Raw genomic sequence first — 13,916 nt, 5'->3', positions numbered from 1 at the left:
TTACCTATTGTTTTTTCGCTCGCGCTTTGCCAGCTTTACTGCGAGCTTTTTGCTTACGCGCTTTTTCGGCTTTGGTCTTGTTGTGTTTCGGCCCTCGGGCAGCCCCCGGTTCATCCGGACGCTTGGTTGGCTCGACCAAAGGCACCGCTTTACCACCACGGGTCGCCGCTTGTTTTTTACCTTTGGCTTTGGCTTTCGCATCCGCCGCGCGTTTCTTCGCCGTTTTGCCTTCGCCGCGTAGCTTACGACTTGTTTCGACTAATTCAAAGTCTATTTGACGATCATCCAAGTTCACCGCCAGCACTTTCACTTTGACCACATCACCCAAGCGGTAAATTGCCCCAAACGATTCGCCAATCAGGCGTTGACCAATCGGGTCAAACTGGTAGTAGTCGTTTGCCAGCGTCGAGATGTGCACCAGACCATCGATGTGCAGTTCCGTGAGGCGGACAAAGAAGCCAAATCCGGTGACATTAGCAATCACCCCTTCCAGCTCTTCTCCCACGTGATCTTGCATGTATTCACATTTCAGCCAGTCCGACACTTCGCGCGTGGCATCATCGGCGCGGCGCTCGGTCATCGAACATTGTTCGCCGTAGTAATCCATGTCATCAAACGAATAATGATAGCCACCGGTCGGCGTCCAACGATCTTGGTTACGGCCTTCTTCTTTGGCAATCAGGTACTTGATGGCGCGGTGCAACAGCAAATCCGGGTAGCGACGAATAGGCGACGTAAAGTGCGCATAACGTTGCAGCGCCAAACCAAAGTGGCCAGCGTTGTCTGCGTTGTACACTGCCTGTTTCATCGAACGCAGCAGCATGGTTTGAATCAGCTCTTTGTCCGGACGCTCACCCACTTGGCTCATCAAGTGCGCATAATCAGTCGGGGACGGTTCCAGACCGCCGCCCAGATCTAGGCCGAGTTCGCCGAGGAAATCACGGAAGCCCATCAAGCGCTCTTCACCCGGCGCTTCATGAATTCGGTACAGCGACGGCTCTTTGGCTTTTTCTACCAAGGACGCCGAGGCGATGTTGGCCATGATCATGCACTCTTCAATCAGTTTGTGTGCATCATTGCGAATCAATGGTTCAATGCTCTCGATTTTACGTTGCGCATTGAAAATAAATTTGGTTTCTACGGTTTCGAATTCAATCGCACCCCGTTGCTCACGCGCACCTTTCAGCACTTTATACATGCGGTGCAACTCTTCGAGGTGGGGAACCAGTTCGCGATAACGCTCACGGAGCTCTTCGTCACCTTCCAAAATGTCGTGCACTTTGTTGTAGGTCAGGCGAGCATGGGAATTCATGACCGCTTCGTAGTGCTTGTAGCCCGACAGTTTGCCTTTGTCTGAGATGGTCATCTCGCACACCATACACAGGCGATCCACCTGCGGGTTGAGCGAACACAGACCGTTGGACAGCACTTCCGGCAACATCGGCACCACTTGGGATGGGAAGTAGACGGAGTTGCCGCGGTTGATGGCTTCTTTATCCAGCGCACTGTTTGGGCGCACGTAATAACTCACGTCGGCAATCGCCACCCATAAGCGCCAGCCGCCACCTTTTTTGGCTTCACAGAACACGGCGTCATCGAAGTCGCGTGCGTCTTCACCATCGATAGTCACCAACGGCAGCGCACGTAAGTCAACACGGCCCTGTTTGGCTTCTTCTGGAACCTCTTCGCCCAGCCCAGTGATCTGTTGCTCCACTTCTTGTGGCCACACGTGCGGGATCTGGTGCGTACGAATCGCAATTTGGGTTTCCATGCCCGGCGCCATATTTTCGCCTAGCACTTCGACCACTTTCCCCATCATGCCACGGTTGCGACCGCCCCGATCGGTGATTTCAATCACCACCACGTTGCCCATGCGAGCCCCGCCGCGCAGTTCATTCGGGATCAAGATGTCCTGATGAATGCGTGAATCATCTGGCACCACGTATGAGTACCCGTATTCAAAGAAGAAACGACCGACGATTTGCGTCTGACGCTCTTCCAACACGCGGACTAGACGCCCCTCTTTTCTGCCGCGTTTATCGGTACCGGTTGGTTGCACCAAAACCAGATCGCCATGAATGATGGTCCGCATCTGGTGATGAGGAAGTAGAATATCGTTGTCTTTATTATTGCTGCCTTCTGGGCGCACCCAGCCGTGACCGTCTTTATGACCAATCACATAACCTTTCACCATTTCCAGTTTTTCTGGCAATGCGTAACACTGACGGCGCGTAAAGACGAGCTGGCCATCACGCTCCATCGCACGCAAGCGGCGGCGCAGACCTTCGTATTGTTCTTCACCATTCAGCTCCAAGGCTTCAAACAGATCATTACGGTTCATTGGCACATTGGCCTTCGTCAGGAATTCAATGATGTATTCACGACTTGGAATCGGGTTGTCGTAGTTATCAGCTTCACGATCCGCAAACGGATCAACGTGGGTGGTGTCAGACATAGGCAGACCTGCTTATTTAGGTAGGGGATTACAGTATATCCTACCGAGTTCCTAACCTTAAGGGTTAATACGAATATCCTGAACAACATCACCAAACGACAAGATGTGACATCGCTCGAATAATTCGTTACATTGTGCACGTTTTTCCCCCATTTGTTCACCCCGTCAGGGAACCCATTTTTTATGCGATTCACGATTCGACAAAACGTTCGTTGGTTATTGTGCCAATTTATTTTGAACATTGTTTTATTATCTGGTTTAGGTTTACCGTACCTGACATGGATGACGCCCCCCGACCATGATGTCGTGGCACACCTGTACTTGGTGACCACTCAAATCGGCTGGTTCGGCCTGTTTGCTGTCGTCATTTTGTTTGCCATGCTACTTCTGAGTTGGCTGCCTTGCCGTGTCTTACGCATATTGGCCACCTTCGTGACTTGGCTGGGGTCGGTGCTGCTGATGATTGATGTGGCGGTGTATCAGCAATATCGCTTCCATCTCAGTGGTTTCATTTGGGAACTGTTGATTGAAGGGGGCGATGAGGTCATCTCACTCTCTTGGTACACCCTGTTGATGGCGACGCTGCAAGTGCTTGCCGTCGCCATCGCGTGCACGGCGATTGCCCTGCTCAGCACTCGCCTCGCCAAGCGTCACTTGCGTTGGGCGGCTTATGCCGGCGGGGTATGGCTGGCAGCGTTGTTGGTCAGCCAATCCATTCACATGTGGCGCGATGCCAACTACGATACCACCGTACCGAGCTACAGCGTGCATTGGCCGCTGTATTACCCTCTGACCGCCAAACGCTTTTTCCATCGTTTCGGCTGGGTGGATACGCAGGCCGTGCGAGAACAAAGCTTGAACATGAGCCGACCAAGCAACTCCCATCTGAATTATCCGTTGCATCCGCTAGTCATCGAGCCGCCGCACGAGCAACCCAACATTCTGTTCATCGCCATTGATACGTGGCGTTATGACGATGCCAACTCCGAGGTGACGCCAAACATCGCTCAGTTTGCCCAACGCTCGCTGCGTTTTGAACAGCACATCAGTGGCGGCAACTCGACACAAGCCGGTATATTTAGCCTGTTTTACGGTTTACCAGCGACCTATTGGGACGCCTTTCATGCGGCCCAAAAACGCCCGGCGATGATGAAAACACTGGCAGCACTCAACTATCAGTTTGCCATTTACGCGTCGGCGCCGCTCAACAGCCCGCCGTTTGATCGCACCGTTTTTCGCGGCATCGACCATCTGCGCGTCGACACACCGGCCGACCGTTCGACCGATCGCGACCGTCGGATCACTGATGACTTTGTTGACTTTCTCGCTCAGCGAGACACTCAGCAGCCGTATTTTGGTTTTCTGTTCTACGATTCAGCGCATGCGACCGAATTTCCGGCCGACATGACGCCGCGTTTTACCCCATCTTGGAGCCGTGTCGATCACATCAAGCTCAATAACGACTTCGATCCTGAGCCGTATCGAAACCGCTACCGCAATGCGCTGTATTACATTGATGGCCAAATTGAACGCGTGTTAAGTGCCGTGGAAGCGCAAGGCGGTTTAGACAACACCATCATCGTGATTACCTCCGACCACGGTCAGGAGTTTAACGACAATCATCAGAACTATTGGGGGCATGGCAGTAACTACAGCATGGCGCAAATTCATGTTCCGCTGTACATCTATGTGCCGGGCGAAGCACCGGAAGAGATTGACTGGAAAACGACACACTTGGATATTGCCCCAACCTTTATGCATCGTGTGCTCGGCGTCCAAAATCCGACGGACGACTATTCGGTGGGGTACGATTTACTGAACACACAACGTGACCGAGAATGGTTGATTGTGGGCAGTTATTTCAACTATGCGCTGGTTGCCGATGATGAAATTATGGTGACCTACCCCAGTGGCGCGGTTCAAACCATGACGCCGCAATTGGAGCCCAAGGCACTTCGCTCACTGAGCAGTGGCGATCTGATGCAGGCGTTGAAGCAGATGAATCGATTTTTGAATTGATGGCAGGAATCAGGTGATGACGACCTTTGGTAACGGACGGGTATGAGTGCCCGTTACCAAAAGGTGCCGCGACGCTTAGCGCGCGCGATGATGTTTTCCGGCATGCGTTGCTCCAAACCTTGGCGCAAAATCGCAATGCGGTTATGCGTGCGTTTGTCGGCAGTCACGGAGTTATACAGCCAACGATAAGCATCTTCGTAATCCAGCGGGCTACCGTAATCACGCAGCAGCAGTTCGGCCAGCTGAATTCGCGCATTCAAGTTGCCCATGGCGGCCGCTTCTCGCAGATAAGGGATCGCGCGCTCTTTATCTTGTTGCACCAAGGTGCCACGCGAATAATAACGCCCAAGCTGCTCCAGCGCTTCCGGCAGGCCTTGATGCGCCGCGTTCTCCATGTAGTAAAGCCCCAGCTCCACGTCTTGGTTCACACACACGCCCCACGCCAGCATGTCGCCATACAGAAACTCGTACGACGGCAAGTTGATACGCGTGGCACGCGCAACAATGTCTTCCACCAACTGGCAATTGTCTGCTTTCACACGCTCAAGGTGTTTGTTTTCTGCAATTAATTTAATCAGCTCTGCTTCTGAATAGATCGGCACGGGTTCTCCGACTTCGGTCACGTTGGCGTAACTAAAAGCCGAATGCAATGCGAACACTAAAGAAGCAGCTACCGTACGTAGCTTCATACCTGCACTCTTCGTTGACTCCGATAGCCATAACAGTATAGCGCGTCGTCCGCGCTGGCTCGGTCTGATTCCTTTATCGGCCATTTGGCGCCACGCTTTAATGAAAACTTGCCTAGCAGCGGCAATTTTTTGCCACCAGCGCACAAAATCACAGCAAAACCAATGCACAACAGACATAAAAAAAGCCGACTGAGTCAGTCGGCTTTTGATGTTCAGAAACGCAAAATTACACGCTAAATGGGTGTACTTTGATGATGGTTTCGTTACGGTCTGGACCGGTTGAGATGATGTCTACAGGTACGCCAGTCAGCTCTTCGATACGTTTGATGTAATCCAGTGCCGTTTGAGGCAACGCATCAATCGATTTAGCACCGAATGTTTTTTCAGACCAACCCGGCATGGTTTCGTAGATTGGAGTAACGTGTTCGTACGCATCAGCAGCCATTGGCGACACTTCAAGTACAGAACCGTCCGCCATTTGGTAACCGGTACAGATCTTGATTTCTTCTAGGCCGTCTAAGACGTCTAGTTTCGTCATACAGAAACCGGTAATTGAGTTGATTTGAATGGCACGACGCATCGCAACCGCATCGAACCAACCGGTACGACGCAGACGACCCGTTGTCGCACCAAATTCAGCACCGACAGTACCCAAATGCTTACCGATTGGATCTTGCTTCTCTTTACCATCGTAAAGTTCAGTTGGGAATGGACCTGCACCCACACGAGTACAGTACGCTTTCGCGATACCCAGAATGTAACCCAAGTGACGAGGACCAAAACCAGAACCTGCTGCAACGCCACCTGCTGTGGTGTTAGAAGAAGTCACGTATGGGTAAGTACCGTGGTCGATGTCCAGCAGTGTGCCTTGTGCACCTTCGAACATGATCTTATCGCCGCGCTTACGTGCTGCATCCAGCTCGTCTGTCACGTCAATCACCATAGAAGTCAGCAGGTCGGCATAACCCATGGCTTGCTCAAGTACGTCTTCGTAGCTTACAGGTTCAACTTTGTAGAAGTGTTCTAGCTGGAAGTTATGGAGCGCCATGACTTCTTTAAGTTTCTCAGCGAATGCTGCACGGTCAAATAGGTCGCCAACGCGCAGACCACGACGTGCCACTTTGTCTTCGTAAGCTGGACCGATACCACGACCCGTTGTACCAATCGCCTTATTACCACGCGCCGCTTCGCGCGCTTGGTCCAAAGCAATGTGATAAGGAAGAATTAGAGGACAAGCTTCAGAAATGAAAAGACGCTCTTTCACAGGAACACCGCGGTCTTCTAGACCAGTCATTTCTTTGATAAGTGCATCAGGTGAAAGTACAACACCGTTACCGATAATGCATTTCACGTTGTTGCGAAGGATACCTGATGGAATCAGGTGAAGAACGGTTTTCTCACCGTCGATTACGAGCGTGTGACCTGCGTTGTGACCGCCTTGGTAGCGAACCACGTATTTTGCATCTTCAGTTAAAAGGTCTACGATTTTACCTTTCCCTTCGTCACCCCATTGGGTGCCAAGAACGACTACGTTATTTCCCATCTTTCCAAGTTCTGTTGCTAGTTAAAAATGGATTCTAGCATCGAATTTAGATCGTTGCAGTCATTTTTTAAGCATGTAAATACCATGCGAAAAAGACGGATAGAATCCATTTTTTCGTGAAAAAACACTCACTCGTCTGCATAAATTTTGACGAGCAAATCCCCTTGTGTGTCAATGCTTGCGCGATACATACCGCTGCTGTTCATGGCAAAATGAATCTCGCCGGAGGCATCCAAGGCGATCAAGCCCCCTTCACCGCCTAAGGTTTTGAGCTCGCCCTGAATCACCTGTTCACTGGCGGTGTGAACATCCTCTTTCAAGTACCGCATGCGCGCTGCCACATCGCCCGCGACCATTTTGCGAATAAAGAATTCGCCCATGCCGGTGGTCGAGACGGCCACATTGCCATTTTCTGCCACCGTGCCCGCGCCTATCAGTGCAGAATCGCCCACGCGGCCAAATTTCTTGTTGGTGATGCCGCCGGTACTGGTTGCCGCTGCTAAGTTACCGTGCTGATCGAGCGCCACCGCGCCCACGGTGCCAAATTTCTTATCATCCGGATATTTGGACTCCGACAGCGCAAACAGCCCTTTGGCTTTCATCGCTTGCAACTGCTCATAACGGCGTTCAGTGAAAAAGTAATCCTGTTCGGTATAGTCGTAACCTTGGCCAAACGCAAACGCCTCCGCCCCATCGCCGATCAGCAACACATGGTCGCTGTGACGCATCACATCACGCGCGAGTTCAACTGGATTACGAATGTGGCGCACTCCCGCCACCGCACCGGCATCCATGTGCAAGCCATGCATGACCGACGCATCCATTTCAACCATCTCTTGGTGTGTCAGCACCGAGCCTTTGCCCGCATTGAAGTACGGCGAGTCTTCCAACACCCTTACCGCTGCCACCACGGCATCGAGCGCATCGCCCCCTTGAACTAACAGCTGATGACCAGCGCGCACCGACTGCTCCAGCGCCGCGACAATCCCCTGCTTGAGTTCATCGCTCATCTGCGCTCGTAAAATGGTGCCCGCGCCGCCGTGAATGGCAATCGCAATAGGTTGAGACATGTTCGATTCCTTACCGTCAAATGGCCAATTCATCAGCCTGATGTATCTAACATACCGCATCTCAACTGGCGCGCATAAAAAAAGCGCCAACCGATCGCTCGATTCGCGCTTTTTGTCTCTTGCTTCAGCCAAGAGATTCACCCCGGCCGAAGTCGCTTGTCACTGCAACTTAGTGGCAGTGACCGCCGCCGCAGCAGCCGCCTTCGTGGTCATGGCCGTGATCGTGGTCATGACCGCCACAGCAACCACCTTCATGGTCGTGATCGTGTGCTTGGTGGATGTGACCGTGCGCGATCTCATCTTCAGTCGCTTCACGCATTGCAACCACTTCACATTCGAATGTCAGTGTGTGGCCAGCCAGCATGTGGTTACCATCAACCACAACTTCGTCACCATCAACTTCAGTGATTTCGACAGGGATTGGACCTTGGTCAGTATCGGCCAAGAAACGCATGCCCACTTCGATTTGATCCACGCCTTGGAAAACGTCTGCTGGTACGCGCTGAACGAGCTCATCGCTGTGTTCGCCGTATGCGTCTTCTGGTGCGATGGTTGCAGTGAATTTATCGCCGGCAACTTTGCCTTCCAGTTCACGCTCAAGACCAATGATCAGGTTGTTGTGACCATGCAGGTAATCCAGTGGGGCTTCCACTGTTGATTGGTCAACCACGATGCCATCTTCCAGTTTGACTTGGTAGGCAAGGCTTACAACCACGTTCTTTTCAATTTTCATAACGGCTCCAAGGAGTTGTGTATTCAATACTCAATTCGTGCCAGCGAACTGGCGACTGAGATGGGCAATATTATGGAGTAATCCCCCAGTCACCTCAAGCCATCTGTGACCACCTTGGCATCGAACTGCTGTTCAATCCCGTGAATCACGGGGCAGACAGCGCATTATTCCGGTTTAAAAATACCGATCATCTGCTCGCTGCCATGGTCGCTGCTTTCCACCGATTTCGGTTTGCGCTGCTCGTGGTAGTCACACTCCACACACTCCACCAGCTCGATATTGTTCTCAATCCACCAGCGCAGAGTGTCCTGCGCCTTGCAGCTTGGGCAGCTCGCCCCGGCGATAAAGCGTTTTTTTGATTTTAGTTGATTGTTGTTCACGTTCTTGGTCCTGTTACTTTTCCCAATAGCCGCGCGATTGACGATCGTTGTCCATCTCGCGGCCAAAAATTTCTTCCAACTCTTTGCGCGCTTCTCTGGCCCGCAAGGTCAATCGCTTGTCTTCATTGTGTTGTGGCAGCAACTCTTTGAGCATCGCACTATCCAAGCGGCGAAAATGCGCTTCCGCGCGTTTGGCTTCATACGGATGCATGCCCAGCGTCACCAGAGCTTGGCGGCCTAAATCCAACGCCCCGAGGAACATCTCGCGCGAATAGCGTTCCACACCATGATTGAGCAGTTGGTGCGCTTCTACGCGGCTGCGAGCACGCGCAAGAATTTTCATGCGCGGGAAGTGATGTTGGCACAATTCGACGATTTTCATCACTTCATCCGGCGCGTCGGTACAAATCACGATGGCTTCGGCTTCATCGGCTCCCGCCGCACGCAGCAGTTCAAGATGCGTGGCATCGCCATAAAACACTTTGTAGCCATATTTACGCAGCAGTTTAATTTGGCTGGGATCGCTCTCCAGCACGGTGATTTTAATCTTATTGGCGTACATCAGACGACCCACAATTTGGCCAAAGCGGCCAAATCCGGCAATGATCACCCGCGGTTCTTTATTCACGATATCGCTGGCCAACTTGTCATCGCCAGACACATTAAGATTGCGCGCAAACCATTTGCGCTGCGCCGTCAGAAGCAGCGGAGTGGTCACCATGGATAAGCTCACCACCACCAGCAAGAAGGAGACTTGTTCGCTGTGCAACAACCCCTCGCTACTGGCCGCCGTGAAAATCACAAACGCAAATTCACCGCCCTGGCTGAGGATCGCCGCCATGCTGCTGCGCGCTTTCGCGCGGGTGCCCGACAAGCGTGCCAACACGTACAGGATCAACCCTTTGACCACCACCAAGCCGATCACCGCCAGCACGATCTGCACTGGCATCAGTGCCAATAAGCCGAGATCGACCGCCATGCCGACCGCGATAAAAAATAAGCCCAGCAGCAGCCCTTTGAACGGCTCAATCGCGATTTCCAGTTCATGGCGAAATTCGCTCTCCGCCAGCAGGACGCCCGCAAGGAAGGTGCCGAGCGCCATCGACAACCCCAGATTTTGCATCAGCAGCGCAATGCCGATCACCAGCAGCAACGCAGCGACGGTGAACAGCTCACGCACACCACTGAGTACAATATATCGAAACAACGGACTGAGCAGATAATGGCCGCCGACCAGCAGCCCCACAATGCCGCACAGCATCCACACGCCATCAAGCCAGTTCCCGCCGGTGTTTCCGGCCAGCACCGGCATCAGCGCGAGCATCGGGATCACCGCGATGTCCTGAAACAGCAACACCGCAAATCCAGATTGGCCGGTTTCACTGCGCGACCAACCTTGCTCTTCAATCACGCGCAGCGCAATCGCCGTCGATGACAGCGCCAAGCCCATGCCGATCACCAAACAGCTTTGCCAATTGAACCCTAGCAGGTAAGCAATGCTCGCCAGCACCGCCCCGGTCACCAGCACTTGCGCGCCGCCCAGCCCTAAAATCGGCCCGCGCATCTGCCACAATTTTTTCGGATTCAATTCTAAACCGATCAAAAACAGCAGCAGCACCACCCCAAATTCGGCGAAGTGCAAAATGGCATTCACATCGCTAATCAGCCCCAGTCCCCACGGACCGATAGCCACGCCCGCCAGCAAGTAACCGATCACAGACCCCAAACCCATCCGCTGCGCCAGCGGCACCGCCACCACCGCCGCGGTGAGAAACACCACGCCGCTTTGTAGAAAATCGCCCGTTAACGAGGCCATGTTATCGCCCTCCACCCGGGAGTGGGTTTTGCAACCAGTCGAAGTACGCTTCCGCGTGTTGATAACGCTCGACGTCACTGACATTGCGCGCCCAGTACAGCACCAAGGGTTCCACCCACTGCATGCGACACAGCGCCGCCGTCAGCTCAAATGGCTGGAGAATTTCACGCATGGTGTAGCGGTTGTAGCCATCGGAGGTGAAGGCATCTTGATGGCCGCCAGCCGTCACCACGCTGCGCCACACTTTGTCTTTCATCGCACTCTCATTACCAAACGCAAAGCCTTTGCCGAGCACGCGGTCAATCCACTCTTTTAACAAGGCCGGGCAGGAATACATGTACAGCGGGTGCTGAAATACAATCACGTCGTACTGCAACACCCGTTGGTGCTCAGCATGGACATCGATGAAGAAATCGGGATAGGTGGCGTACAGATCGAGGATCGACACATGCTCCAGCGCGGCGATCTTTTTGATCATCACCTGATTGGCGACCGAATGATCCGGCTCGGGATGCGCGTAGATCACCAGCACGCTGGGCTTATTGGATGGGCACGTTTCAGCGTTTGTCATTCCTTGACGACACTCCGTTTTGTTAACAATACGTGACTTCTCATCATAACCCAATTTGCATAATGATCGACATTTATCCTTATTCCCCCTACTATTCCGAGCGAAAAAATTAAAGGCCAAAACAGACGATATTTTTATGATTACCTTCTCTGACATTCAGTTACTGCGCGGTGGCAAACCACTGCTCGATCAGGCTTCGGCAACCATTCAACCCGGCGACAAAGTCGGCTTGGTGGGGAAAAACGGCTGCGGTAAATCCACCCTGTTCGCCTTGCTGAAAGACGAACTGAGCATTGATGCCGGCTCGTTCAGCAAACCGGCGCAGTGGGAGCTGGCTTGGGTGGCGCAAGAAACGCCAGCTTTGGAGCGCAGCGCACTGGAATACGTCATTGACGGCGATCGTGAATACCGCGACTTGGAACGCCAACTGGCAGACGCGGAGCGCGCAGACAACGGCAACAAAGTGGCCGAACTGCACGGCCACATCGACACCATTGGCGGCTACAGCATTCGCGCGCGCGCTGCTGAGCTGCTCGATGGTCTGGGCTTTTCTCAAGAGCAGATGAGCTGGAGCCTGACTCAGTTCTCCGGTGGGTGGCGAATGCGCCTCAACCTCGCACAAGCGCTGATCTGTCGCTCCGATTTACTGCTGCTGGATGAACCGACCAACCACTTGGATTTGGACGCAGTGATGTGGCTTGAACGCTGGCTGCAGAGCTATCCGGGCACGCTGATCCTCATCTCGCACGACCGCGACTTCCTCGATCCGATCGTCGGTCGCATCATTCACATCGAGAACGAAAAACTCAACGAATACACCGGCAACTACTCATCGTTTGAAACCCAACGCGCGCAGAAGATGCTGCAACAGCAAGCCATGTTCCAGAAGCAACAAAAGCAGATGTCGCACATGCAAAGCTACATCGACCGCTTCCGCTACAAAGCGTCCAAAGCCCGTCAAGCGCAGAGCCGCATCAAAGCCCTGGAACGCATGGAGAAAGTGCTGCCAGCGCAGTTTGATAACCCCTTCAGCTTTGAGTTTCGTGAGCCATCGGCACTGCCGAACCCCATTTTGATGATGGATGATGTCAGCGCAGGCTACGGCGAGCGCCTGATCCTAGAAAAAATTCGCCTCAACCTGGTACCGGGCAGCCGCATCGGTTTGCTGGGACGAAACGGCGCGGGTAAATCCACGCTGATCAAACTGCTGTCCGGTGAACTGAAACAGCAAGGCGGCGACTTCACCTATTCGCAAGGCGTAAAAATTGGTTACTTTGCCCAGCATCAGTTGGAAACGCTGCATCCGGAAGAGACGCCGCTGCAACACATGATGCAGATTGCGCCTGACAAAAACGAACTCGAACTGCGTAACTATCTGGGCAGTTTTGGCTTCCACGGCGACAAAGCGCTGGATAAAGTCGGCCCGTTTTCCGGCGGCGAAAAAGCGCGTTTGGTGCTGGCGCTGCTGGTGTGGCAAAAGCCGAACCTGCTCTTGCTCGACGAACCGACCAACCACTTGGATCTCGACATGCGTCAAGCACTCACGCTTGCGCTGCAAAGCTATGAAGGCGCCATGGTGATCGTCAGTCACGACCGCTATCTGCTGCGCGCGACCACCGATGATCTTTACCTCGTGCACGATCACCAAGTGGCACCATTTGATGGTGACCTAACTGATTACTACAAGTGGCTGACCGATCAGCAAAAAGCGCAGCGCAAAGAGACGCAAGCGCAAGCCCCGGCCAAAGACAACACCAACAGCGCTGCGGCGAAGAAAGAGCAAAAACGCCGTGAAGCCGATTTTCGTAAGCAGACTGCGCCAATTCGCAAAAAGCTGACACAGTTGGAAACGAAAATGGATAAGTTGAACGCCATGATCGCTGAAGCAGAGGAACAATTGTCCGATGCCTCACTGTATGACGCAGAAAATAAAGCTAAACTTACACAAGTACTCGCCACGCAGGCCAACGCCAAGTCCGAACTCGAAACCATTGAAATGGACTGGATGGCAGAGCAGGAAGTCTTGGAAGAGATGGAACAGGAGTTCAACAGTCAATGAGCCACGAGCACGTCAGAATCCCCCTCACGTTGGAACGACTATGGCAATTCAGTTTGCAGTATTACAGCGTGCGCGAGGTGAAAGAGGCGTGCTTAAGCTTGCAAAACAACTTCAACGGCAACGTCAACTTGCTGCTCCTGCTCAAATACCTCGACGAGCAGCAAGTCACGCCGATCGAAAATGAATGGCAGCAGGTGATCGACTGCCTTAGTCGCTCAGAAACCCTGCTGCACAGTTACCGCGAGATGCGCCGTAAGATGAAAACCCATCTGCCCGATACGCTCTACCGCGAAGCGCTGCAATTTGAACTGCAACTCGAAAAGCAGCAGCAAGCAGATTTGGTCGACTGCATCAACCACCTCACCTTAGAAAATAGCCACGGCGAAGCGCTCACACTACGCTACTGCCGCCAACTGGGCGCAGAACATCTGGCGGCCGTGTTTATGAAGCCCGTGCCACCCAGCTATTAATCTCATCATCGGCTATCCCTCTCATTTGGGGCAGCGCTTCACAAAATGTCACCACCACTCGCCGAATCGACTCATCTGAGGTAACTTGGGTATATACTCATTCAATCATTC

The 13,916-nt window shown here is 53.0% G+C and carries 11 protein-coding genes; 3 read left to right on the top strand and 8 right to left on the bottom strand.

Translation table 11 applies throughout. The features are described 5' to 3' along the window. Positions 1–4 precede the first annotated feature (4 nt). Positions 5–2,455 carry a ribonuclease R gene (gene rnr / locus VFA_RS19590; protein ID WP_004728596.1) on the bottom strand — a complete coding sequence of 817 codons (2,451 nt, stop codon included), beginning with the start codon at positions 2,453–2,455 and terminating at the stop codon, positions 5–7. A gap of 183 nt (positions 2,456–2,638) precedes the next feature. Between rnr and VFA_RS19585 the strand changes: the two genes are divergently transcribed. Beyond that, entirely contained in the window at positions 2,639–4,474 is a 1,836-nt protein-coding gene (locus VFA_RS19585) for a DUF3413 domain-containing protein (RefSeq protein ID WP_004728595.1), read from the top strand. A gap of 53 nt (positions 4,475–4,527) precedes the next feature. Here the strand turns inward: VFA_RS19585 and motX are convergent, their stop codons facing one another. From motX to kefG, 7 genes are all read right to left on the bottom strand, one after another. After that, positions 4,528–5,163, bottom strand: a complete 636-nt coding sequence (gene motX / locus VFA_RS19580) for a flagellar protein MotX (protein ID WP_014204354.1) — start codon at positions 5,161–5,163, stop codon at positions 4,528–4,530. Between the two features lie 226 nt (positions 5,164–5,389). Next, positions 5,390–6,706: an adenylosuccinate synthase gene (locus VFA_RS19575; RefSeq protein ID WP_004728593.1), complete on the bottom strand. Its 1,317-nt coding sequence runs from the start codon at positions 6,704–6,706 to the stop codon at positions 5,390–5,392. A gap of 128 nt (positions 6,707–6,834) precedes the next feature. Beyond that, positions 6,835–7,776: an isoaspartyl peptidase/L-asparaginase family protein gene (locus VFA_RS19570; protein WP_004728592.1), complete on the bottom strand. Its 942-nt coding sequence runs from the start codon at positions 7,774–7,776 to the stop codon at positions 6,835–6,837. 169 nt (positions 7,777–7,945) lie between these two features. Continuing rightward, on the bottom strand, positions 7,946–8,509 hold the full coding sequence (slyD, locus tag VFA_RS19565; RefSeq protein ID WP_004728591.1) for a peptidylprolyl isomerase: 564 nt from the start codon (positions 8,507–8,509) through the stop codon (positions 7,946–7,948). 164 nt (positions 8,510–8,673) lie between these two features. Next, a complete protein-coding gene (locus VFA_RS19560; RefSeq protein ID WP_004728590.1) occupies positions 8,674–8,889 on the bottom strand; it encodes a YheV family putative zinc ribbon protein in 216 nt (71 codons plus the stop codon). 13 nt (positions 8,890–8,902) lie between these two features. Further along, on the bottom strand, positions 8,903–10,705 hold the full coding sequence (gene kefB / locus VFA_RS19555; RefSeq protein ID WP_004728589.1) for a glutathione-regulated potassium-efflux system protein KefB: 1,803 nt from the start codon (positions 10,703–10,705) through the stop codon (positions 8,903–8,905). A 1-nt stretch (position 10,706) separates the two neighbouring features. Further along, the gene (gene kefG / locus VFA_RS19550) at positions 10,707–11,276 is read right to left on the bottom strand and encodes a glutathione-regulated potassium-efflux system ancillary protein KefG (protein ID WP_004728588.1); all 570 of its coding nucleotides are present in this window, start codon (positions 11,274–11,276) and stop codon (positions 10,707–10,709) included. Between the two features lie 136 nt (positions 11,277–11,412). Here kefG and VFA_RS19545 point away from each other — a divergent pair, with 136 nt between their 5' ends. Together VFA_RS19545 and VFA_RS19540 are read left to right on the top strand one after the other, a co-directional pair. Then, the gene (locus VFA_RS19545) at positions 11,413–13,335 is read left to right on the top strand and encodes an ABC transporter ATP-binding protein (protein WP_004728587.1); all 1,923 of its coding nucleotides are present in this window, start codon (positions 11,413–11,415) and stop codon (positions 13,333–13,335) included. Further along, entirely contained in the window at positions 13,332–13,805 is a 474-nt protein-coding gene (locus VFA_RS19540) for a TIGR02444 family protein (protein WP_004728586.1), read from the top strand. Before VFA_RS19545 ends, VFA_RS19540 begins: the two co-directional genes overlap by 4 nt. Positions 13,806–13,916: the final 111 nt, after the last annotated feature.

Origin of the sequence: Vibrio furnissii CIP 102972 (assembly GCF_000176175.1) — a bacterium.
In the GTDB taxonomy this organism is placed as follows: Bacteria; Pseudomonadota; Gammaproteobacteria; order Enterobacterales; family Vibrionaceae; genus Vibrio; species Vibrio furnissii.
Note: the sequence above shows the minus strand (reverse complement) of the source record. Positions and strands in the feature narration are given on the sequence as shown.